The 23,917-nt window shown below is 36.0% G+C and carries 22 protein-coding genes; 9 read left to right on the top strand and 13 right to left on the bottom strand.

Annotated features, from left to right (window positions below; genetic code table 11):
• Positions 1-3 precede the first annotated feature (3 nt).
• Entirely contained in the window at positions 4-1,128 is a 1,125-nt protein-coding gene (locus CDL10_RS06245) for a cysteine desulfurase family protein (RefSeq protein WP_100677730.1), read from the top strand.
• Between the two features lie 174 nt (positions 1,129-1,302).
• On the opposite strand, the gene CDL10_RS06240 is transcribed toward CDL10_RS06245, so the two are convergent.
• Entirely contained in the window at positions 1,303-2,178 is an 876-nt protein-coding gene (locus tag CDL10_RS06240; RefSeq protein WP_165772990.1) for an AraC family transcriptional regulator, read from the bottom strand.
• Positions 2,179-2,339: 161 nt separating this feature from the next.
• Between CDL10_RS06240 and CDL10_RS06235 the strand changes: the two genes are divergently transcribed.
• The 5 genes from CDL10_RS06235 (at position 2,340) to mscL (ending at position 7,756) form a co-directional block, all read left to right on the top strand.
• Positions 2,340-2,714 carry a hypothetical protein gene (locus CDL10_RS06235; protein WP_133119462.1) on the top strand — a complete coding sequence of 125 codons (375 nt, stop codon included), beginning with the start codon at positions 2,340-2,342 and terminating at the stop codon, positions 2,712-2,714.
• 5 nt (positions 2,715-2,719) lie between these two features.
• Entirely contained in the window at positions 2,720-3,250 is a 531-nt protein-coding gene (locus CDL10_RS06230; protein ID WP_133119461.1) for a hypothetical protein, read from the top strand.
• A 66-nt stretch (positions 3,251-3,316) separates the two neighbouring features.
• Complete coding sequence (locus CDL10_RS06225) at positions 3,317-5,095, top strand: T9SS type A sorting domain-containing protein (protein WP_165772989.1); 1,779 nt, start codon at positions 3,317-3,319, stop codon at positions 5,093-5,095.
• Between the two features lie 128 nt (positions 5,096-5,223).
• Positions 5,224-6,984, top strand: a complete 1,761-nt coding sequence (locus CDL10_RS06220; protein ID WP_100677725.1) for a T9SS type A sorting domain-containing protein — start codon at positions 5,224-5,226, stop codon at positions 6,982-6,984.
• Positions 6,985-7,321: 337 nt separating this feature from the next.
• Complete coding sequence (gene mscL, locus CDL10_RS06215; protein WP_100677724.1) at positions 7,322-7,756, top strand: large conductance mechanosensitive channel protein MscL; 435 nt, start codon at positions 7,322-7,324, stop codon at positions 7,754-7,756.
• Positions 7,757-7,985: 229 nt separating this feature from the next.
• On the opposite strand, the gene CDL10_RS06210 is transcribed toward mscL, so the two are convergent.
• From CDL10_RS06210 to mbhE, 9 genes are all read right to left on the bottom strand, one after another.
• Positions 7,986-9,827, bottom strand: a complete 1,842-nt coding sequence (locus CDL10_RS06210; RefSeq protein ID WP_100677723.1) for a TonB-dependent receptor plug domain-containing protein — start codon at positions 9,825-9,827, stop codon at positions 7,986-7,988.
• A 113-nt stretch (positions 9,828-9,940) separates the two neighbouring features.
• Positions 9,941-10,225, bottom strand: a complete 285-nt coding sequence (locus CDL10_RS06205) for a hypothetical protein (RefSeq protein WP_100677722.1) — start codon at positions 10,223-10,225, stop codon at positions 9,941-9,943.
• Between the two features lie 118 nt (positions 10,226-10,343).
• Positions 10,344-10,760, bottom strand: coding sequence for a monovalent cation/H(+) antiporter subunit G (mnhG, locus tag CDL10_RS06200; RefSeq protein WP_100677721.1), 417 nt, complete (start codon positions 10,758-10,760; stop codon positions 10,344-10,346).
• Positions 10,753-11,028, bottom strand: coding sequence for a monovalent cation/H+ antiporter complex subunit F (locus CDL10_RS06195; protein ID WP_100677720.1), 276 nt, complete (start codon positions 11,026-11,028; stop codon positions 10,753-10,755). Before CDL10_RS06195 ends, mnhG begins: the two co-directional genes overlap by 8 nt.
• A gap of 3 nt (positions 11,029-11,031) precedes the next feature.
• Positions 11,032-11,511, bottom strand: a complete 480-nt coding sequence (locus CDL10_RS06190) for a Na+/H+ antiporter subunit E (protein ID WP_100677719.1) — start codon at positions 11,509-11,511, stop codon at positions 11,032-11,034.
• Between the two features lies 1 nt (position 11,512).
• Positions 11,513-13,021 carry a proton-conducting transporter transmembrane domain-containing protein gene (locus CDL10_RS06185; protein ID WP_100677718.1) on the bottom strand — a complete coding sequence of 503 codons (1,509 nt, stop codon included), beginning with the start codon at positions 13,019-13,021 and terminating at the stop codon, positions 11,513-11,515.
• Positions 13,018-13,371 carry a Na+/H+ antiporter subunit C gene (locus tag CDL10_RS06180; protein WP_100677717.1) on the bottom strand — a complete coding sequence of 118 codons (354 nt, stop codon included), beginning with the start codon at positions 13,369-13,371 and terminating at the stop codon, positions 13,018-13,020. Before CDL10_RS06180 ends, CDL10_RS06185 begins: the two co-directional genes overlap by 4 nt.
• A 6-nt stretch (positions 13,372-13,377) precedes the next feature.
• A complete protein-coding gene (locus CDL10_RS06175; RefSeq protein WP_100677716.1) occupies positions 13,378-13,833 on the bottom strand; it encodes a Na+/H+ antiporter subunit B in 456 nt (151 codons plus the stop codon).
• On the bottom strand, positions 13,820-16,153 hold the full coding sequence (gene mbhE / locus CDL10_RS06170) for a hydrogen gas-evolving membrane-bound hydrogenase subunit E (protein WP_100678668.1): 2,334 nt from the start codon (positions 16,151-16,153) through the stop codon (positions 13,820-13,822). Before mbhE ends, CDL10_RS06175 begins: the two co-directional genes overlap by 14 nt.
• Positions 16,154-16,329: 176 nt before the next feature.
• On the opposite strand from mbhE, the gene CDL10_RS06165 reads away from it, so the two are divergent.
• The 3 genes from CDL10_RS06165 (at position 16,330) to CDL10_RS06155 (ending at position 21,807) form a co-directional block, all read left to right on the top strand.
• Positions 16,330-17,580 carry an exonuclease SbcCD subunit D gene (locus CDL10_RS06165; RefSeq protein ID WP_100677715.1) on the top strand — a complete coding sequence of 417 codons (1,251 nt, stop codon included), beginning with the start codon at positions 16,330-16,332 and terminating at the stop codon, positions 17,578-17,580.
• 3 nt (positions 17,581-17,583) lie between these two features.
• Positions 17,584-21,282 (top strand): AAA family ATPase, encoded by a 3,699-nt coding sequence (locus CDL10_RS06160; protein ID WP_100677714.1) that lies wholly within the window; start codon positions 17,584-17,586, stop codon positions 21,280-21,282.
• A 78-nt stretch (positions 21,283-21,360) separates the two neighbouring features.
• Positions 21,361-21,807: a copper resistance protein NlpE gene (locus tag CDL10_RS06155; protein WP_100677713.1), complete on the top strand. Its 447-nt coding sequence runs from the start codon at positions 21,361-21,363 to the stop codon at positions 21,805-21,807.
• A 77-nt stretch (positions 21,808-21,884) separates the two neighbouring features.
• Here the strand turns inward: CDL10_RS06155 and CDL10_RS06150 are convergent, their stop codons facing one another.
• The 3 genes from CDL10_RS06150 to CDL10_RS06140 are packed head-to-tail and all read right to left on the bottom strand — an operon-like array spanning position 21,885 to position 23,889.
• The gene (locus tag CDL10_RS06150) at positions 21,885-22,601 is read right to left on the bottom strand and encodes a tRNA threonylcarbamoyladenosine dehydratase (RefSeq protein ID WP_100677712.1); all 717 of its coding nucleotides are present in this window, start codon (positions 22,599-22,601) and stop codon (positions 21,885-21,887) included.
• Positions 22,602-22,604: 3 nt separating this feature from the next.
• Positions 22,605-23,261, bottom strand: a complete 657-nt coding sequence (locus CDL10_RS06145) for a TatD family hydrolase (RefSeq protein WP_100677711.1) — start codon at positions 23,259-23,261, stop codon at positions 22,605-22,607.
• A gap of 4 nt (positions 23,262-23,265) precedes the next feature.
• Positions 23,266-23,889 (bottom strand): DUF1684 domain-containing protein, encoded by a 624-nt coding sequence (locus CDL10_RS06140; protein WP_100677710.1) that lies wholly within the window; start codon positions 23,887-23,889, stop codon positions 23,266-23,268.
• Positions 23,890-23,917 lie beyond the last annotated feature (28 nt).

Below are 23,917 nucleotides of genomic sequence, written 5' to 3'. Positions count from 1 at the left end.
TTTATGAGTCAGATATATCTCGATAACGCTGCCACAACCTCCGTCCGACCAGAGGTTGTCGAAGAAATGGTTAAAGTATTAACCAACGATTTCGGAAACCCGTCATCAACCTATGCTGTCGGCAGGCACGCCAAATCACTTATCGAAGCTGCCCGAAAATCTATCGCTAAACAAATTAATGCTCAGGCTTCGGATATTATTTTCACTTCGTGCGGAACGGAAGGTAACAACTGGATAATCCGTTCTTGCGTAAGGGATTTGGGAATCAAGCGGATTATTTCCACCACAATGGAACATCATTGTACCTTATATTCCATACAGCAAATCAAAAAAGAATATGGAACGGAAATCGTATATCTTCGTATTTTACCCAGCGGTCAGATTGATTATCAGCAATTAGAAGATTTATTACAGGACGACAAACCAACATTGGTCAGCCTGATGCATGTCAATAACGAAATCGGGACAATTCTGGATTTGAACCGGGTAGGAAATTTATGCAAACAAAACAATGCCTTGTTCCATTCTGATACCGTTCAATCTGTCGGAAAAACAGAATTTGATATGGCAAATACACCAGTAGATTTTATCGTGGCAAGTGCCCATAAATTCCACGGACCGAAAGGAGCCGGATTTGTTTATATCCGTAACAAAAGTAACTTCAAAGCTCTAATCGTTGGTGGTGAACAAGAAAAAGGTCTGCGTGCCGGAACCGAAGCACCGCATCAGGTAGTAGGCATGGCGAAAGCACTGGAACTGGCTTATCAGGATTTGGACGAACATCGAAGACATATCAGCGGACTGAAAGATTATTGCAAAGCAAAACTGTCGGAACATTTTCCAAAAGTGCGTTTTAATGGTGGCGACAACACTTTTTATAATGTAGTGAATGTATCACTGCCAATTTCGCCGGAAAAAGCGGCCATGCTTTTATTCCAGTTAGACATCAAAGGAATTGCCGTATCGAGAGGAAGTGCCTGCCAATCGGGCAGTCAAAAACCTTCGCACGTGCTGGCGTCATTTCTGACTGAAGAAGAATTGAAAAGTCCTAACCTCAGATTATCTTTCGGACATGACAACACACAAAAAGATATCGATTTTCTGATAGACATATTACAATCTGTTTAAGAATTATTTTTAACCTGAATTCGATTAACAAGGGGCTATGGTTTTGATTTTAGATTAATAATAATCGAATTCAGGTTTATATTGATTTTAATGAAGGAAATCATCCAGTATCTTCAAAAAAGGCAAACCTATAAACTTTACTTTATATAACTAATAACAGAACATCTCGGCAAACTAAACAAGATACTTTTGCCTATATTCTTTCGGCGTTATGCCTGTATATTTTTTGAAAAATGTCAAAAACCAATTATAATTTTCGTAACCTAAATTGATCGATATTTGCTTTATTGACCAATCTATATTATGTAATGCATTTTTTATAGTTTCTATTCTTTTTTCTATAATTAATTGCTTAGGCGTTTTACCTGTGTTTTTCTTACAAACTCTCCTTAATTGACTCTCGGTAACGTTTAATTTTTGAGAGAACGAACGAACCGAGTTAACAGACAACTTGTTCAAGTCATTAATAAGTATCTTAAATCTTCTATAAATTTTAATTTCCTTTGCGGATTTTATCTTTATATCTTTTTTCATTAAATCATACAAAAACACCATCAACATTTCTGTGTAAGCTTTTAAAGCTAAGCCTTTGTTATCTTTTCGTTTAAAGAAATTTTCAACAATTTCAGAAACAATAAAATTTATATGGTTTATTTCAGGTTTATTTTCGATTAAGTTATGTGTTTGGAATTCATCAAGGACAAACACAAGGTTTTTCTCTTTTTTAATTAACTCTTCTAATGCCAATTCATTAAAAGATAAAAGCCAACCCTTAGTTTGAGAGCTTACAATGAAACTGTAAGATAAATTACTCGGTAAAGTAAAAAAAACATTGGGTTTAATTTCAATACTTTTATCTTGTAGAAGTAATTTTCCTTCTCCTTTTTGCACAAAAACCAATTGAAACAAATTTTGGTGAGTATATATATCAATATTAGTTTTGTCCAGTGGAGTAATTAAGTTTTTAATAGATACAACATTTATCAACGCACGTTCAAAATAGATTTCATCGTTATTATAAATACTCTTACAATTTACAAACTTATTCATAGCCAATGAATTTACGAGTTCATAAATATAATACTTTTCCATTGAAAAACAAAGATTAATTGTTTTTATCATCAATTTTACAAAGTTTTTTGTCGATTTCACAAACCCTTTATTTCATTTTTTTACTATATATTGCACAAATAAACATAAAAACAGATGCAATGAAAAACATTTTTTTATTAGTTGGTATACTGATGTTAAGCATAACATCATGCCAAAAAGAAACCGATGATTTAGTCGAAAGCAATGCAATTCAAAGTAATTCGATTGAAAAAAAATCATCAGAAGTTGAAAATTTCAGGAAAGCCATTAACGAAATGAACCAGCCAAAGTATCACCCTACAAAGGAGTACACCGAAAAGTACGGCAGTGAACTTTCGCCCGAGCGTAAGCAAATTTTACTCGAACCTGCCAAAGAACTCATTTATTCAACAGGTATTGATGAACGAGCCTTACAAAATGAAGCCAATGGCGACATTAACATTATTTTAAACAAAGCGTTTGAAATTTACATTTCACAAACCTCTAAAAAATAACAATTATGAAAAAGTTAGCCTCATTAATTTTAGCTTTCGTATTTGTGCCAAGCGTTTTTGCTGCACCAAGTACAATGAATGTAATAAACAGCACGACAAATTTCACACTCTACTTTAATCTTATAGCAAAGAAAACTGGAGATTGTTATCCTCAGGTTAGAGATTATTACCCTTCGTCGGTAATGTCGGGATATTGCGACCTTGCCGCTGGTAATTCAATCTCGTTTGACAACTATACAGACCTATCTTCGTATTATCCAGGTTTACAATGTATAATTCAGACGAGTGCGGGTGGACCACCTTCAGCACTTCAAAATCCCAGTATAGGGGACAATGTAATGAATGGTGTAGGCATGGAATGGGCTTACATTATCAGTAAAGTTGAAAACAGTTCTGGAACAATTACCGAGGGAGAACCGTTAAGTTTCTCTGATTTTGCAAGTTGTGATGGTTTGCCCGATAGTTGGTATCAAACCAATACCATTGCAATTACTTATTTTACAATAGGTACATCTCGCTATTTTGTTGCAGCATAATTACTAACCAATGGTAGCATTGTTCTCATTTTAAGAACAATGCTACCATTCCATCTTTTTCAAGTTATGAAAATTTATATTACTATCATCATACTATTATTAGCCAATAGCGTCATTGCTCAACCGTTTAATGAATACGCAAAAAACTGGGCAACATATTTTGGCGGGCAAGGCATTCGGTTTATTTCAAGTGTTGTAGATTCAGAAGGAAACATCATTGCTATTGCGGATGATGCACATTCAATAAACCAAATTATACAAGACGAAAATTATTGGAATCAATTTGCTACAAACCCCAATATGCTATATAACAATACTATTCCGCCAACCATTTCTACTCATATTTTGCAAAGTTTAATTGTAAAATTTTCACCAAACGGCGAATTGTTAGAGTCGGGTTATTTACCTTTTCAAACATATAAAATGAGAATTGATAATTACGACAATATATACATAATTGCCCAAACCGAATTGGATAATTTAGCAACAGCAGGCGCCTGGCAAACTACGGCTGTAAATCCAGCCAATACGATAATAACAAAACTCAATCCTGATTTTTCAACTAATTGGTGTACCTATTTCCCAGGTAGTGGTTGCAATGATATTTGTTTTGACAGTGAATTAAATATTTACGGTGTAGGACAGACAGACATAAGTGATTCAATAACTACCGCAAATGTTTTTCAACCTAATTTTATTACGGAATATAATAGCAATAATCACCTCTATAATAATGGATATATATTCAAATTAAATAATGACGGACAACTGCAATGGGCGACTTATTTTGGAGTAGGCACACATAGTTTTGCGATTGCTTATCTTAATGACGAAATTATTACTTCATTTACTTGGGGTGATAATGATGATTCTTTATCACAATACAACAGCTATTATTATACACCTAACGCTTATCAACAAGATGTTTCAAGACAAATAATTACAAAATTCAATGCAACCACAGGAGAACGCACTTACGGCACTTATTTAGGTAATGATGGATTAGCTGTAACGCATATTACTTGTGATACTGAAAATTTTTACTTTTTAGGAATTGCAATAGATGAATTAGATAGCGATTTAATTAGTCCTGATGGGTACCAACCCAATATTGGTGGTTCTTTTGATCTGTATTTAGGTAAATTTGACACTAACGTTAACCCCATTTGGGGAACTTATATTGGAGGCTCTGATTATGAACAAACTAATTTTCAAGAAAATTTTTCTTTTAAAAATAATGCCCTATATTTTTCTGGAATAACATATAGTAACGAATTTAATCTTAGCCCTAATACTTATCAAAACAATAATAATGGCTACGGTGACCAACTAATGATGAAATTTTCTACTGATGATGCTCGTGCAGAACTTATTTGGGGCAGCTTTTTTGGCGGTGATAATCAAGAATTTTACGGAAGTATCGTTCCTGTAAGCGATGATACTTTTTATATTGTAGGCAATACTCTTAGCCAAACTAGCATTGCTACCGCAGATAGTTACCAACAAAATATAAGTTTTCACCCTTCATATCCAAATATTAATTTTGGAAACGGCTTTGTCGCAAAATTTGCACCAGAAGATGATCTTTCTGTTGATGATTTTAATGAAAATAGCTTTTCAATTTTCCCTAATCCTGCAAAAGACAAAGTAACAATTATAGGCAATTTCCATCAAAACAGTACAATTGAACTATATAATGTTCTTGGACAAAGAGTTTTAGAAGAAAAAGTGAATTTTGGTTCAGAAAAAACATTAAACCTATCAAATATACAAAGTGGAACTTACTTTTTATCAATTACAAACAACAACAAAAATTCATCAAAACACAAATTGATAGTTAAGTAATTATTACTTTATAACAACTTAACTTTAGTACTGTGCTGCTTACAAAATGAAGCCAATAGCGATATTAACATTATTTTAAACAAAGCGTTTGAAATATACATTTCACAAACCTCTAAAAAATAACGATTATGAAAAAGTTAGCCTCATTAATTTTAGTCTTCGTATGGATAAGTAGCATTGCTCAACCGTTTAATGAATACACAAAAAACTGGGCAACGTATTTTGGCGGGCAAGGCACGCGTTTTACCAATAGTTTTGTGGACAGTAATGGGGATATTATAGCAGTTGGCGAAATTACAGGCGGAATAAATCAGGTACTTTCCGACGAAGATTATTACAATTCATTTTGCACTTCAACACTTCCTGAATTTATGTACAACACTTCTTTGGTAACACCCTCTTACGCGAACCAAACAATAATTGCAAAATTTTCGCCCAGTGGCAATTTAATAAAATCTGTTTACTTACCTTTTTACACTATGGTAGCCAAAATAGATAGTAATGACAATATTTATATTGGAGGAAGTACGCACACAAACAATCTTGCTACACCTAATGCTTGGAACGAAACACCTTTCCCCGAAACCGTAAATAACTATGGAATAATGGCAAAACTAAACGATGATTTTTCTATCAACTGGTTAACTTATGTTCCTTCCTTTTCCATTAGTGAATTTTGCTTAGACGAAAATGATAATATTTATGGTATTACCACCACAGAAACAATGAATGGTATTACTACCACAAACGCATTTCAAGAAAATTTTATATATGAAATAACAGACAATAATGAATATTTTGAAAATGGTTATTTGTTTAAACTAAACAACCAAGGCCAACTGCAATGGGCAACATACTATGGACTAACTAGAGGTATAGCTGTTGATTATATGAATGGTGAACTAATAACATCATTTAACAGAAGTAGTTTAATACTAACACAATACGATGCCGATTTTTACACACCCAATGCTTACTCGCAAAATCCATCTTCACAAATTATTACAAAATTTAATGCTACAACAGGCGAACGCACATACAGCACCTATTTAGATTCTGGCATTTTTCGAATAATTAATGATGGCGAAAACTATTATTTTTATGGAGCTGGTTCTGAAATAACATTAAATGGGCTAATAAGCCCTAATGCATATCAGCCAAATTTTGGAGGTATGTTAGATTTATATTTAGGAAAATTTGACCAAAATATAAATCCCATTTGGGGAACTTACATTGGTGGAACAGATGTAGAATTAATTTTCGAACATCAAAACATAATAATTAAAGACAATGCTTTATATATGATAGGCTTAACAACAAGTAACTTTGATATTAATTCTCCATTCCCATACCAAAATAATTATGCAGGTGATAATGATCTTTTAATGATGAAATTTTCATTAAACGGTGATTTTATATGGGGCAGCTTTTTGGGCGGTGATAATCAAGAATTTTACGGAAGTATTGTTCCTGTAAGCGATGATACTTTTTATATTGTAGGCAATACTTATAGCCAAACTAACATTTCTACCGCAGATAGTTACCAAGAAAATATAAGTTTTCACCCTTCATATCCAAATATTAATTTTGGAAACGGCTTTGTCGCAAAATTTGCCCCAGAAAACGATCTTTCTGTTGATGATTTTAATGAAAATAGCTTTTCAATTTTCCCTAATCCTGCAAAAGACAAAGTAACAATTATAGGCAATTTCCATCAAAACAGTACAATTGAACTATATAATGTTCTTGGACAAAGAGTTTTAGAAGAAAAAGTGAATTTTGGTTCAGAAAAAACATTAAACCTATCAAATATACAAAGTGGAACTTACTTTTTATCAATTACAAACAACAACAAAAATTCATCAAAACACAAATTGATAGTTAAGTAATTATTACTTTCAAACCATTATTTAACTCAAATGCACCAACAGCAAGAATTAACACCAAAATCTTACAAAAAGAAAAACAGTACAAATAAGAATATCTGTACTGTTTAGTTAAAGTTTTTTATTTGCCTAATCCAGTATCAGTTTTTTCAGGACGTTATAATTAATAATAATCGAATTCAGGTTTTACTACTCAACAAAAATTAAGAATGGAAAATAATTTATTGATTTTCAGACTTTCTAGGCTTTTAAAACCTGGAAGGCCTTAGCAAAAACACAAGAGTTTTTATCATAACTTAAGAATTATTTATATTTTTGTAATAACCAACAAATAAAAAATATGGGATTTATTAAAGAATTTAAGGAGTTTGCCGTAAAAGGAAACGTTATGGATTTGGCTGTCGGTGTAATTATCGGTGGAGCATTCGGGAAAATCATTGACAGTGCAGTTAATGATTTAATCATGCCTGTTGTTTCGGCCATTATTGGTACACCAGACTTTACCAATATGTACTATGTACTAAAAGGTAATATCGAAGCAGGAATGACCCTTGAAGACGCTAAGGCTGTTGAAGGAGCTGTGGTATTATCTTATGGTAATTTTATTACCATTTTAATTAATTTTATCTTATTAGCATTAGTTGTATTTCTGATGGTTAAAGGAATGAATAATCTGAGAAAGAAAAAAGAAGAAGAAGCTCCGGCTGCACCAGCTGGACCAACCCAAGAGGAATTACTATCAGAAATCAGAGATTTGCTTAAAAAGGATAACTAATTTATCTTTAAAAACAAAAAAGAAGGGGTTAGGATTAGCCTAACTCCTTTTTTTATATTCCTGACTGAATAGGAGTAAAAAATCATAATTATCGAAATGAGCAATGGAAGAATATATTGTTTTTCCATAAAAAGTTCACTTTACATTTTCAACTCTTCTTTGTTATTTTAATTGATTAAACTATAAAAAAACTGCTGTAAAAATTTTACAACAGCTAAAAATGTTTTTCCTACCAATTTAAATTGGCTTTTATTCCGATGGTTACCCATCTGCCTGGCATAGGCAATGCACCGGCTTCGTTATATTGCGTGTCGAAAATATTCTGCATATCAGCATAATACACCAAGTTTTTATACTGATAACTCAATCTGAAATCTGTCAGAAAATAATCTTGATAACCTACCCGCTCATTAAATCTGTTTGCCAGCGAAACCGACCAGCTTTTGTGTGTATAATTAATCGTATTAATAATCTGATGCCTGAAACTTCTCACTCTGTATTTAGATAAAATATCTTCGTCCAGGTTCATCTCGGCATTCAGATAAGTATAAGTCAATTTAAAATTCCAGTTTTTCCAATCATACCCAAAAGCCAGGTTTCCTCCGAAAGTTTGCAGTTTTCCGACATTATTAGACTGAAAAGGTTCGGTTTCATCGACTCTTGTCCAATCAATAAAATCATAAATATTACGATGGAAAACATTAGCTTTCAACGTCCAGCTGTCATCTATGTGCTGATAGCCCCCTTCAACCTGATAAGCTCTTTCTGATTCAACAAACTCATTTCCAATATTTCCGATTTGGTTGAGATACAAATCGTTAAACGACGGAATACGTTGTCCTGAGCCTGCACTAAACGTGATTTTGTCCTTCTCTGTAACCGACAAACTGGCATCTATGCCCGGAAAAATCTGCCAGCCGAAAACCGTATTGTAATTCACATAAGTTCCTACTGTAAATATCAGATTTTGAATGCTGTAATTTTTATATTCTGCATATAAACCATAATTATTTCGTTCATGCTTGCCCAAATTATTTGAATTAATCTGCTCGTAACGCATTTCTGTTCCCACGCCGATTTCGCCTTCATTCATCGCATAATTCGCATTAACCTCTGCGTTGACTGCATTGGTGTAATGCTGGCTCCTTGCCGTAGAAATATTCTGTCGAATGTAACGATAATCGTCATAGTTATAACGGTAGCCGATTTGCGGAACCAATCTCAATCTGTCACTCAGTTGATGAGTCGATTTGATTGCAGCCATTGTTGTTGATACAATTTCTTTGGCTTCTCTGTCGCCCGGTGCAGCATAAAACCCGTTGGCACCGAACGAGCTGCGTACCCACCCCACTTGTGCCTCGATTTGGTTATTTTCATTAATGGTATAATCGCCCAAATACAACAACCTGTTGTTGTGAAAAGCCGTATTGTACTGATAGCCACTCCCCGATTCGTGCGAGCCGTATAATTGCTGATTAAATTTATTTTTAGACAAAGTCAGACCAAACTGTACACCTCTGTTATTATACATTCCGGAATCGGTTTCTTCATCTTTTTTGAAATTACTTCCGCCAAAAACATGGGCAAAAACCTGATTGCTGTCTGCTTTTTTGGTCACGATATTGACTGCACCTGTCAGAGCATTTACGCCATAAATCCGAGCTGCCGGTCCACGTAGTATTTCAATACGTTCAATCGCTTCGACCGGCACGGGCAAGTTCAAAGAATTATGTGCTGTTTGGTGGTCGATGATTTTCACTCCGTTGAGTAAGACCAATGTTTGCTCAAAGCTTCCTCCGTCAATGCTGATGTCGGCTTGTGTTCCGAATCCTCCGCGTTGCCGGATATCTACACCGTCGGCATAGTAGAGAATTTCGCTGAGGGTTTGTACCGGAAGTTTTTCAATGTCTTCCGAAGTGATGATTTGCACATTCCTGTTTTGCTGCGAAACTGGTATCTGGAGCCGGTTGCTCTGAATAATGATTTCGTCTAATTGCTGAATGCTGTCGTTTGGGGATTGCGCATAGACGCACCCCACCATAAACATGGTAAAGATTGTTGTTGGTTTCATTGGTTTATTTGTGTTTTTTGGTTGGCACAAATATAATCATTTACCCGTAACGTCCAAAAATAAAAATCCCGGGAATTTCCCGGGATTATTTGTTGAAGAATCAAAAACAAAAATTATTTTGTTGCTTCTTCTACTTTTTTAGCTCCTTCTTCAGCAGTTTTCTCTACTTCATTAACAGCTTCCTCAGCAGTTTTTTCTACTTCGTTAGCAGCTTCATTGATAGCTTCTTCTGTTTGATTAGCAGCTTCATTAATAGCTTCTCCTGCTTCGTTAGCAGCATTTTCTACGTTTTCTTGTGCTTCATTAGCAGCTTCTTCAGCTTCTTTTTTAGTCTCTGTACAAGAAACGAATACTACAGATGCAAGTACTACAGCTAAGCTTAAAACAATTTTTTTCATCTTTTTAATTAAATAAATTGGTTATTAATTTCGAGGCAAATATATAAAAAATTATTATTCGATATATAATTGCTTAAATTATTTTTCATTTGAAGTTAAAATAAAGTTCACTTATAATTCACAAGTTATCAGATTGTTCTGTATTATCTTTTTTTTCCACTTGTTCGGATTGGCTGGCTTTTTCTTGCTCTTCTATTTCTTTCTTTTTCGCATCAATGTCAGTTTTCAAATCATCAAACATGGTAAACTTCCACATTTTCGCTCCTGTCAGGTAAGCTACTCGTCCGACCAAAAAACCGGCTATGGGTGAGGTCATAATCAGGAAAAATACAATCGCTATTGATTTTGTTGTTACGGCAAAATCTACAAAATACATACTTACTGCAATAAGAATAAATCCTATACCAACTGTTACCGCCTTTACCGTTACTGACAAACGGGCATAGAAATCGGGCATTTTGAATATTCCGATTGAGGCAATCAAAGCGAACAAAGCACCTAATGTGCTAAAAATCATTATCAATATATCAGTCATCTTTCTTGGAGTTTTGAATGTAAAACGAAAGAGCTACGGTACTCAGAAAAGCAATGAGTGCCAATATCATCGCTACGTCCAGAAATATGGAATTATCGACAATAATGCTAAATATCAGTATGAATGCAACCCCTACCGTAATGAGCAAATCTAGTGCAACAATACGGTCAACAACTTGCGGACCTTTCAGAAACCGCAATAGTATGAACAGTTGTGCCAGACACAAAATCGGCATAATGACATATAATAAATAATCGTGTACACTCATGACTTATCTTAATATTTCCAACAGTTTGTTTTCGGTTCTTCGTTTGAAATTGTCTATAAATTTTTGCTTATCTCTGATATACATCACGTGAATATATATGAATTTTTTGTCATCTGAAATATGAATTACCAGTGTTCCGGGCGTCAGTGAAATCATATTACAAAGCATCGTGATTTCAAAATCGGTTTTGGCATCTGTTTCATATTTGATAATACCGGGTTTCATGTTATAATTCGGAGTCATTACATCGATGGAAACCTCTATGTTTGCTTTGAGCATATCGTACAGAAAATACAGTATAAATATGATAATATTGGGTACTTTGTAGAAATATTCTGTTCCGCTGGTAGATTTTCGGTTAACCAGCCACAGAATGTAAAACCCTAACACAAACCCAAATGAGAAATTTGCATAGTTGAGCTCCCCGGTAAGAGCTACCCAGACAAATGTCAGCATGATATTGAGTAAAAAATTCTGTGTCATATTAGTTTTTATTTAATACTGCGTCAATGTATATAGACGGATTTTTGAGTTCGTGAGCCGCCTGTCCTGCCAGTTCAAAAACTGCCGAAGCTCCCAGCCCGATGCACAAAGTGACTCCCGCAAGGAACAATATAGGAAAAATCAAAGCAAATTTACCACTTTTGGAAAAATTCCTGAACCGGTCTATTTCTTCTGTCAAAGGTTTCGGCGAATCTTTCCAGAATACCTCAGACCACATTCTGGCAATGACGAATAGCGTTACAAAACTCGCAAACACTAAACTTACCAACAAGAAATAATTTCCCTGACCGAATGATTCCTGGAATAAATATATTTTTGACCAGAATCCGGACAAAGGCGGTATGCCTACCAAAGAAAACAGAACAATAGCCGTAACAAATGAAAACATCGGATAATCTTTCAGCATTCCGCCCAAACGGTACATATCCACCGTATCTCTGGCTTTGTAGATTACACCGATAATCATAAACAGATTACTTTTCACAACCACATCATGAATCAGGTAAAAAATAGCCGCAGTAAATGCGATTTCGGTATATAATCCCAAACCGGCTATCAGGTAGCCAATATGGCAAACGATAAGATACGACAACACCCGTCTGATATTTCGTTTGTTAATCGTTCCTAAAGCTCCGGTTATCATCGTGAGTCCTGCCAATGTTGTCATCAAAGCAATGGTAAAATCATCAGGAACAAAAATTACAGTAAAAACTCTGAACAAGGCGTAAACTCCCATTTTCGTTAACAGTCCACCAAAAATAGCGGCTATTGCTGAAGGTGGCGTGTGATAAGATGACGGTAACCAGAAATATAATGGAAAAACCGCTGATTTAATCCCAAATCCGACAAAAAACAACAAGGCGGTAATAGATACTAAACCAGTATTTTCCACCTGGGCTATTTTCATGCTGATATCAGCAATATTTAGCGTTCCGGTAATTCCGTACAGAATAGCAATAGCTGTCAGAAATATGATTGATGCCAGCATATTCATCGTAACATATTTGATAGCTCCTTCCATTTGCATTTTTTTTCCGCCCACCGTTAGCAATATGAATGAAGAAATAATCACGACTTCAAACCAGACATAAAGATTAAAAATATCTCCGGTGAGGAACGCACCCAACAATCCCATAATGAGAAAATGGAAAGTAAAGAAATAGCCATACTTAATCCGGCTGACATTAATCGCCGAAGTGGAATATATACCCACTGCCCAACCTACAATGGCAGTAAGCAAAACCATAATTGCACTGAAAGTGTCTGATATAAAACTAATTCCGAACGGTGCGTCCCAGCCACCTGCCTGCAACAGCAAATGTTTGTGTTTGAGTGTTAAATCAAACAATTTGATGCAAAGCAAAAAAGCAATGGTGTTTCCAACAATACTGATAAGCTTCTGAGCTCTTAGGTTTCCCCAAAAGAAAAGCAGCAAAATTGCCGTAAACATATGTACCAATATCGGTGCTAATATAAAGTTTGTTGTCATATATCTAAATCTTGAATATTCAGCGAATCCAAATCATCTGAGCCTGTGGTGCTGTAAACTTTATGCAACAACACAATCGCAAATGCGGTTAATGCAAAGCTGATAACGATTGCAGTCAATATTAACGATTGAGGAATAGGGTCGGCATAAATATCTGTAAAATATTTTTCGTCTGCGGCGATAATCGGGGCTTTGCCTTTGGTAATTCCGCCTATCAGGAAAATCAGGATATTCGCTCCGTTTCCAATAAGCAGCAAACCCAGCAACATTCTGACCATACTTCGTCTGAACATCAGGTAAACTCCCGCTCCATACAACACACCTACTAAAATAACCAATAATAATTCCATATTTTTTTATACGTTTTCTGAGATTGTAAATAATATTGTCAAAACAACGCCAACCACAACGAGATAAACGCCTAAATCAAATATTAATGCCGAGCCTACCGAGCCGATAATTTCCAACGATTCGGCAAACCAAAGGGCAGACAAAAAGTTTTTGCCTATCAAAGTAGGAAGCACCGCACTAACAAATGATAATATCAATCCGGACGGAATCAGAAAAAACGGGTCTCGACGGAATAATAATTTTGTTTTCCGGGTATTATAAGCAAATGAATGTAAAACAAATGCAATCGACGCAATCAATCCACCTACAAATCCGCCGCCGGGCAGATAATGCCCTCGCAATAACACAAATACAGAAAACAGTAACAGCAACGGTAACAGATAGTTGGAAGCCGTCCGCAAGAAAGTGTTCTGTAATTTCAACACGGTTTTTCTCTCTAAATCATCTTTATCTTTCGCCATCTTGAGTTTTATATTTTAAAATACTGTAAACGCCCACTGCCGCAATTGCCAGCACAATGGTTTCAATCATGGTATCGAAACCTCTGTAATCTACCAGAATAATATTGACTACATTTTTTCCTTTGGCGACAACATAAGCATTTTCAGCATAGAAATTAGATACTGATTTATCTGAAGGATACACCAAAGCCTGCAAAGTAAGCATCGACATTAATATACCGAAAAATCCGGCAATAATAGCATCTCTTATAATTACTTTCCGGTTGGAATATCCTAAAAATGAAGGTAATTTTGACAATACGAGAATAAACAGCACTACGGTTAGTGTGTCTATCACAAATTGTGTAATCGCAATATCCGGTGCTCCGTAGAACACAAAAATCAAACAGATACAATAGCCGATAACGCCCGTACCGAGAATAGCTGTCAGCCGTGAGCGGGTAATGATGATAAAGAAAATGGCTATCAGAATGAGTATAAAAACTGCAAATTCGTATATTCTGAATGCAGATAATCCTTCTGTATTCACTTTCAAATCCACATCGGTAAATAGCTTATAACCCACAATTAAGGTTGTAAAAGCGATAATGATAGACAAATATATCCGCAAATATCCGTTATGAAAAAACCGGGTATAGCTGAATGCAAATTTTCTTATTCCAACGGCAATTGTTGTCATTACAGCCTTGCTGCTGTATTTTTCCAGACTATGCAATTTAACTTCCTGACCTGATTTTTCCCCCGATATTTTTCTGAAAACAATAATATAAATGAGAAAAGCCAAAAAGATAGTGACCAAACTCAATAGCAATACCGGACTAAAGCCATGCCATATTGCCAAATGCTGGCTTACTGCTTCGCCGAAAATGCTTTTTGTCGCCGATGCAATAATTCCGTAATCCGCCAATGACGGCAAAACACCGAATAGCAAAGTGCATATACTCAACAAAACAGGCGGTAGCCACAAATAAAAATCCGGTTTGTGAATATCTTCCTGTTTATGGCTCAGCGAACCTAAAAACGGTTTGAAACCAACCATAAATCCTGACGTTCCAATAAAAGCATTGGTTAGCAATAATAATGCTAAAAGTGCATAAATTCCCCATTCATAAAACAAACTACTCTCGAAAACCGATTCGTAAAACAATTCTTTACTGATAAAACCAAATGTGAGCGGTATTCCGGCACTGGATAATGCAGCAACAAATACCGCAATAGCCACGAAAGGCATCACTTTGCCCATTCCGGACAACAGCCTGATATCTCTGGTGTGTACCGCATGGTCAACAATTCCGGCAGAAAGGAAAAAAGTAGCTTTATACAAGGCATGAACCAGAATAAACGTTACTGCAGCAAACAAAGCGGTTTCTGTTCCAATACCAATAAAAAACACCAACAAACCTAATGCTGATATAGTCGAATACGCTAAAATTCCTTTCATATCCCGCTTGAACAAACTGACATATGCCGCTACCGACATCGTCATTCCACCCACTATCATCAATGTTCCATTCCAAACCCAGCCGTCACTAAGCACCGGCGAAAATCTGGCTAAAAGATAAATCCCCGCTTTAACCATTGTTGCCGAATGCAGATAGGCAGAAACCGGTGTTGGAGCTTTCATCGCTCCGGGCAGCCAGAAATGAAACGGAAATTGTGCCGATTTGGTAAATGCTCCGATAAACAGCAGGAAAATAATGACATAATAATATTGACTATCAATTAAATCTGTCGAATGATTGAGTAATTCTGTAATGGAATAAGTTCCTGCCACAGCTCCTATCAACGTAAAGGAAACCAACAGAAAAAAACCGCCCAGCCCGGTAAGCGACAACGCCCACATGGCACTTTTCCGGGAGTCTTCATCTTCATTGTTGAATCCTATCAGGAAGAAAGAACTGATACTGGTCAATTCCCAAAAAATAAATAATGTAATAATATTATCAGACAAAACCACTCCAAGCATGGCTCCCATAAACATGGTCAGGTAGCTGTAAAACCTGTGTAGCAATGGGTGTCCTCGCAAATAAGACGAGGAATAAAGGTAAACCAACGTACCGATTCCGGTAATCAGCAAGGCGAATAACAAAGCCAAGCCGTCTATTTTAAAATCCAGAGAAATGCCCAATTGCGGAATCCAGCTATTGCTGAAAAAAACTGCTTTTTTTCCGTCACTGACGACAGGCAAAAAACTGAGAAAATAGGCAAATAATCCAAAAGGCAACAGCGAAATTATCCGATAATATTTTGACTGAGCGAACCGCTTTGTCAGTAACAAAGTAAAGGCTGCAATAAAAATCAACAAGACTGGGAAAAGCATATATGATATTGATTCTGAGTATATTATTTTTTCATAGCTAATAATTCCGAACAAAAATAAAAAAAAAAACTGAATTTTTAGTGTAAACAACCTATCAAAAAACAGGTATTTTTTGCTGATTTCTGTTCGGCAAATTCCATTTCTTTTGTTTAATTTTGAAAAACAAGCTGATACTTATGAAATTTTTGCATACTGCTGACTGGCATCTCGGACAAACTTTTTACGAATACGACCGTACTGCTGAACACCAAGCTTTTCTCGACTGGCTGAAACACACCATCGAAAAAGAAAAAATAGACGTTTTGCTCGTTGCCGGCGATATTTTTGATACAGCAAATCCTGCTGCATCAACCGTCAGATTGTTTTATGATTTTCTGAATCACATCAGCAGTCAACAACCGGAATTACAAACTTTTATCATCGCAGGAAATCACGATTCTGCCATTCGCCTGGAAACTCCGACTCCACTGCTTGCCGGAACAAATATTCATCTTGTCGGGCAGGTAAAAAAAACCGATGATCATCAGATTGATTACGAAAAACTCATTTATCCTGTTCAGCAAAATAATGAACCCGTTGCCTGTTGTGTAGCAGTTCCTTTTCTGCGATTGGGCGATTATCCGAAAAGTGACAAAGGCGGGTACGATTACCTCGAAGGCATCACACGATTCTATGAAGAAATTCTGGACGAAGCCAAAGATATTGCTGATGGAAAACCGATTATCGTTATGGGACATTTGCATGCTTCCGGGACTGATTTTTCTGTTAATGATACCGCCGAGCGTGCTATCATGGGTGGAATTGAAGGTTTGTCTATCAACACATTGGCAGAAAAAGCCGATTATTGGGCATTGGGTCATATCCACAAACCGCAGGCTGTTGACGGAAATCAGCATATTCGTTACTCCGGAAGTCCGGTTCCGTTGTCTTTTTCAGAAATTGATTATCCACATCAGGTGGTTATTTTTGAAGTCAATCAAAATAAAGTGCAAAACATTGATTCGCTGCTAATTCCTGTCGATGTACCGTTGATAAACATTCCGAAAAACGGATACAAAGACCTCGAAAGTGTGTTGGAAGAAATTCGTCAATTACCTGAAAAAGAATTATTTGACACAAAAGACTATCCTTACCTGCAAATCAGGATTGCTATGAACAAACCCAATCCCGACATTAAGCCTAAAATCCAGCAGGGAATTGCTAACAAAGCCGTACGGTTGGCAAAAATTGATGCCAGAATGCACATTTCCAATGATAAAATGACGCTAAAAAAACAACCAGAGATAATTGATTTACAAAATATTAATCCGAAAGAAGTTTTAAAAAAATCTTTTGAAAACAAATACAATCAGCCTCTGCCCGATTATTACGAAACCATGCTGAATACCATTTTAGCCGACATCGACCAGCAAAAAAATCAACGTTAAGCCATGAAAATCATCTCGTTAGAAATACATAATATTGCCTCTATTGAAGGACCTCATCTGTTGAATTTTGAAGAAGAACCGTTGCAATCCGCTAGCATATTCGCCATTACCGGAGCCACAGGTTCAGGAAAATCGACTATTCTCGACGCAATTTGTCTGGCTTTGTATGATAAAACACCAAGATTATCAGGCGTTTTCAGTAACATTTCCGTAGAAAATATACTAGTAAAAGATGCTCGAAATTTATTACGGAAAGGAGCTGTAAATGGTTATGTAAAAGTAGTTTTTACCGGAATAGACAATCAATTTTATGAAGCTGAATGGACAGTCAGACGTGCTTACAACAAAGCGTCCGGGAGTTTACAAAGTGTTGAAATGCGGTTGTTCAACCTCAGTAAAAATGAGCCTTTCCCAGAAAACAGAAAGTCGCTCGTCAAAGAAGAAATCGAACGTTTAGTGGGGCTGAATTTTGAGCAATTTACCAAAAGTGTTATTCTGGCTCAGGGCGAATTTACCTCTTTTCTGAAAGCGGACGACGACAGCCGGGCGACCATTCTCGAAAAACTGACGGGAACGGAAATTTACCGCGATATTTCAATGGCAGTTTTTGAAAAACAAAGTATGTTGAAAAACAAGCTCAGCGAATTTGAAAAAATAATTGGTCAATACCCGCTTTTACCCGAAGAAGAACTCGATGAACTAAATAATCAGCAACGACAACTGACAGAGCAGAAAAACAACAGCAAAAAACAGCAGGAAATCCTTAGTAAACAATTGGATTGGTTTAATCATTTACATCAACTTCACGAAAATCATCTTTCGGCAAAAAAGGCTTTTGATGATATAATTCAGGAATTTGACAATCAACGGAAAAGAAAAGACACATTAACACAACTTCAACATATTCAATCGGTTAAGCAAGAAGTTATTCAGAAAAGTTGGGAAGAAAAAGAGATTGAAAATTTAAATGAAGTCATTAATCAGCTTACAGAAAAAATCGACCGGCAAAAAGAAATTATTAGCCAGCAAAAAGAATATATCCAAAAAAATGCTGATGAAATAACGCAACATAAATCACTGTCAGAAAAATTACACCCGGAAATCAATCGAGCAAGAGAGCTGGATTCATCTATCCGAAACGGTTTGAAACTCTATGAGGAAATTCTGGCAGATTATCGAAAAATACAAGAGGAAACTACGCAAATTCAGCATAAAATCAACCTGAAAAACGAGGAGTTGAAAGAAATTAACGAACATATTTCTTCTATTGAAAAATGGCAAAAAGACAACCAACTTTTCGCTCAGTTTGAACAGCATCAAAGCTGGATTAATTCCAAAATTAACGACCTAAAAAAAGAACAGCAAACTCTTGACAATCAACAGAAAAAACAATACAAAAACCAGCAACTTCTTCAACAGGCAGAAGCTACATCAGCACAAACAAAAAAACGCAGGGAAAGCATTGAAAAAGAACTTGTTGAATTAAAAAAATCCTTTCAGACGGTAAAAGAACAATTAACTCAATATGACGGTAAAAAATGGTTGGAAGAACGAAATAAAATCAGTGAAAAACAACGGCAAATCAATGAAGAAAAAGCCATTTTTCAAAATTATTACAACACGCTGAAAAGCTATCAGGAAATTGCTACCCGTATTGAGCAGAACAAAAACGTACTTCAAAATAAAACCAAAGAATTAACCGAAAAAAAAGCCCAAGAAACCATCGTCGAAACCGAAGTAAATACGCTCAAAAAAACGGTGGAAAAAATCCGGTACATTTATGATAAAAACCTCAGCGAATTACGGAATATGCTCAAAGAAAACGAACCTTGTATGGTTTGTGGCTCGACCGAACACCCTTATGTTGAGCACACGCTGAATGCTGTTCCGAGCGAAATTGAAGCGGATTATTCTGCCAAATGTGCCGAATGGGAAAAACTAAAAGAAAATATTATCAGTTTACAGATTGCGATTGATTATCAGAAACAGCAAAATCAGCTTGACACGATTCAATACAACAACATTTCACAAGAATTATCCACCATCGAAAACCGTTGGAAAAATTGCCGAAGTTTCAGCCTGATAACAGATAATGAAAATGCGGAACAATGGTTTGAAAATCAGCTCAATCATTGGCAAAATGTCTGGCAGGAAATTCAGCATAAGGAAGAAGCTTTCACTGAATTAAATACTGAATTTCAATCGATTAATAGTCAAATTCAAGAAAAATCAGCCGAAGAAAAAAACATTGAAACGGAACAAAACAACTTAGTTAATCAACAAAATTTATTGCAGCAGGAACTCACAATCATCAACAAAAATATGATTGAAATTACCGAAAATGTAACCCGGTTAAAACAAGAATTGCAAGAGCTTTTGGTCGATGAAAATTGGTATGCAAAATTAGAACAGGAAGATTATTTATTTCAACGGGATTTTCAGCAAGCGATTGAAAATTGGAAAAAATCAGCGGTAAAATCAACAGAATATCTCGCTAAAAAAGAAGAATTGTCTGTCAAACTCGATACGCTGAATCAAAAATCACAGTTTGAAACCAATCATTTAACCGCACTTTCCGAACGTTTGGAAAAAGGTAAAATCCACAATGAAGAACTTAAAAGTGAGAGGAATTCGCTATTGAGCGGAAAATCGGTGGGAGAAATCGAAAAATACATCAGTCAAAATGGAGAAAAACTGACACAACAACTTGATGAATCCAAAACCGATTTGAGCCGGCAGGAAGTCAATCTGGCAACGTTGCAAACGCAATTTGATGAAGCTCAAAAAACGAGAAAAAACAGACAGGAAAATCTGCAAAAAATTCATAAGCATATCGAAATATGGCTTCAAAACCAACCGGAAGAACACCAAATTTATCCGCAACAACTATTTGAACTGGCTCAATATAGCATCGAATTTATCCAAAAAGAGGAAAGTTTTTTCAGGCAATTGGAAGAAAATTATACCCGAACCAAAACTTTGTTTGACGAGCATCAAAATAACCTCAACAAACATCTGAAAACAGATAAACCCGAACAAAATGAGGAAACGCTTCGGGAAGAAAAAACGAATCTTGATAAACAATATAAAGAAATCGAGATTAGAATCAACGAGATTGATTATCAGCTCAAACGGCATCAGGAAAATCAACAGCAAAGACAAAAACTGATAGCAGAGCAGGAAGAAACCTATCATGATTATCAAAAATGGAACGAACTCAACGACCTGATTGGCAGCCGGGACGGGAAAAAATTCAGAAAAATTGCACAGGAATATACGCTCGATATGTTGTTGCAATATGCCAATCAGCACCTGAATAACATCAGTCAGCGATATACCCTTCATCGCATAGAAAATTCATTGAGCATATCTATTACCGACCACGATATGGCAGGCGAAATCCGTTCGGTTAATTCGCTTTCGGGTGGCGAATCGTTTTTGGTTTCACTGGCACTCGCGTTGGCTCTATCGTCGCTATCCTCTACCCGGCTCAATGTCGAATCGTTGTTTATTGACGAAGGTTTTGGTACATTAGACAGTGATACGCTTGCCATTGCTTTAGACGCTTTGGAAAGCCTGTATCATCAGGGGAAAAAAGTGGGTGTTATTTCGCACGTAGCAGAAATGGCGGAGCGTATTCCTGTTAAAATTCATCTGGAAAAACAAGGTAACGGGAAAAGCGTGATTGAAATTAGGATTTAGTGATTAGCTATTGCCTATTACAAATTCACAAAACGGCATTATATTTGTATTCATCAAACCACATAAAATCTATATATTATGAAAAAAATAGTTTTATCATTAAGTTTAGTTGCTGCGGTGTTGGTTTCTTGTAATGAGAAAAAAGAAACACCTGCGGAAAACACAGTAGAATCAACAGCTGTAACCGAAAATCCGGATCCGGCACACAATGCACAAAATTCATTGGATTGGGCGGGCGAATACACCGGTGTTTTGCCTTGTGCTGATTGTGAAGGTATAGAATATTTGGTCAAATTAAACGACGACAACACTTTTGAAGTTACTACAAAATACCTTCCAACTGGGGAAAGCTCCGTAGAAAAAGGTAACATTATGTGGCATGACGACGGAACGGTTGTTCATTTAAAAAACGATAATTTTGACGCAAAATATAAAGTTATCGAAAACGGGATTATCCATTTGGACCAGGACGGTAATGTGATTGAAGGCGAAATGGAAAGCCTGTATCACTTAATCAAGAAATAATAATCTATTAAAAAACCTGTAAGATTTTAAAATCTTACAGGTTTTTTTAAAAATATTGGATAGAACTTACAAGTCCTCTAACGTTTCAATAAATATCGGATAACCGTTTCGGCAGAGTACAATCCGAACAAAGCCGGAATCCAGCTGTTGGTACCAAAAAATGATTTTTTGAAATTGGTTCCGTCAGTCATTTTCAGACTGGATTCATCTGGGTGTTCTTTGGAAAATACGGCTTTTACACCTTTCGACACGCCCATTTTTTTCAATCTTTTTCTGATAACTTTTGCTAACGGACAAACATCTGTTTTGCTAATATCTTTAACCACCACTTTGGAGGCTTCCATTTTGCCACCAGCTCCCATATTACTAATGATTTTTACTTTTTGCTTTTTGGCAGCTACAATCAAATGCAGTTTTGGCGTGATACTGTCGATACAGTCCAATACATAATCATACTGAGAAGTCACAATTTCAGGTGCTCTTTCGGGCGTGACAAATTCTTCAATACGAGTGAGGTTTAATTCCGGATTAATATCCATCAGTCTGTCACCTACTATTTTTACTTTTGGTTCGTCAATCGTCGAATGCAAAGCCGGTAACTGCCGGTTGATGTTGGTTATATCGACCACATCGCCATCAACAATCGTAAGGTTTCCAACACCGGCACGAACTAAAAATTCTGCTGCAAATGAACCTACACCACCCAATCCGACCACCAAAACGTGAGCATTTTTCAGTTTTTCAATCCCTTCTGATTTGAACAACAACTCTGCTCTTTCCTGCCAAATAGCCATAACTTATTTTTTCAAATTCGGGTGCAAATTTAATTGAAATACCCGATTTACATTCTCTTTCAACTGATTTTTTAAACATTTGCCTTTTAATTTTTCCGCCATACGATATATGGATTGTATATCAGTTTTCGCATTATCGGTTTCGAAAAACAACCGGTTTTCGGGGCAATTCACAAAGGTTTCCTGTAAATTTGGGCTATGTAACAACATTTTACCAAAAGAAAGATAAAATCCTTTTTGCAACAATTGATTTGCCAATGGAGTATTTTTCGCAAAACCGTGTATGACCACCGGAATGTTTATCTTTTTTGCTGAACAGATTTCCATCAATTCCTGATAAGCCCGAACGCAGTGGATAATCAGCGGTTTGTTCAACGTTTGTGCTATATCCAATTGATGTATAAAAACTTCTTTTTGTATTTCTATCGGAATTTTACTCAGCTTGTCCAAACCACATTCGCCAACTGCCAAACAATTTTTCAGAGCAATTTTTTCCCTGACCAAATCAAGTTGTTTCTGCCAATTTTCATTAATATACCACGGGTGAATTCCGACGGAAAAATATTCTTCTCCCGAAATATTATCTTCCGGAAATTTATTGACGATTTCAAAAATATCCCGTTCTTTTTCCGGACGATGCGTATGTATGTTTATCCACATATCATCAAAATTTCACTCCGGCTTCTACACGCGTTTCTACCAAATTTTCCAGCGGAACAATCGGGCAGGAATAACCCGCAGCATAGGCACAATAAGGCTGATAAGCCAGATTGAAATTAATTACTAAAGTATCGGAATATGGGTTTTCCAAATCGAGATAACGCCCACCACCATACGTTTCCTCTCCATTAGTTTCATCTAAAAACGGTAGAAAAAGATAGTCTTCATAGCCGTCTTCATTGAGCAAATCTAAGTTTTGATAAACAATCAATTCGTGATATTTATCGTTCAGCTCAAAAGAAATTTTGGCAAATTTCATATACAATGGCTCATTTTCGCCCGTAGTAGGCATTTTAAATTTTTCCTGATTTTCCAATCGTTCAAAGTGAGCTTTAACGATATAAGTCGTATCAATCGGAAAAAAATGTATGCCTTCAAACGACCTTTTTTCTTCCTTACTCAAAGGTGTCGTTTTTGAGTTATCATAAAAGGATTTTAGTTTTTTCTGATGCCGTTCAATAGCAGGTATTGAACTGTTATCAACCGGTCTTTTTTGCGGATTGGAGCAACCGTATATTGTTGATATTAAAACAAACAATATGATTTTTGATATTATTTTTTTCATCATGACCAAATAGATTGATTTTTCAAAGTTA

It is taken from the genome of Avrilella dinanensis (assembly GCF_002807015.1).
Lineage (GTDB): Bacteria > Bacteroidota > Bacteroidia > Flavobacteriales > Flavobacteriaceae > Flavobacterium > Flavobacterium dinanensis.
This window is presented reverse-complemented; position numbering and strand designations above follow the sequence as displayed.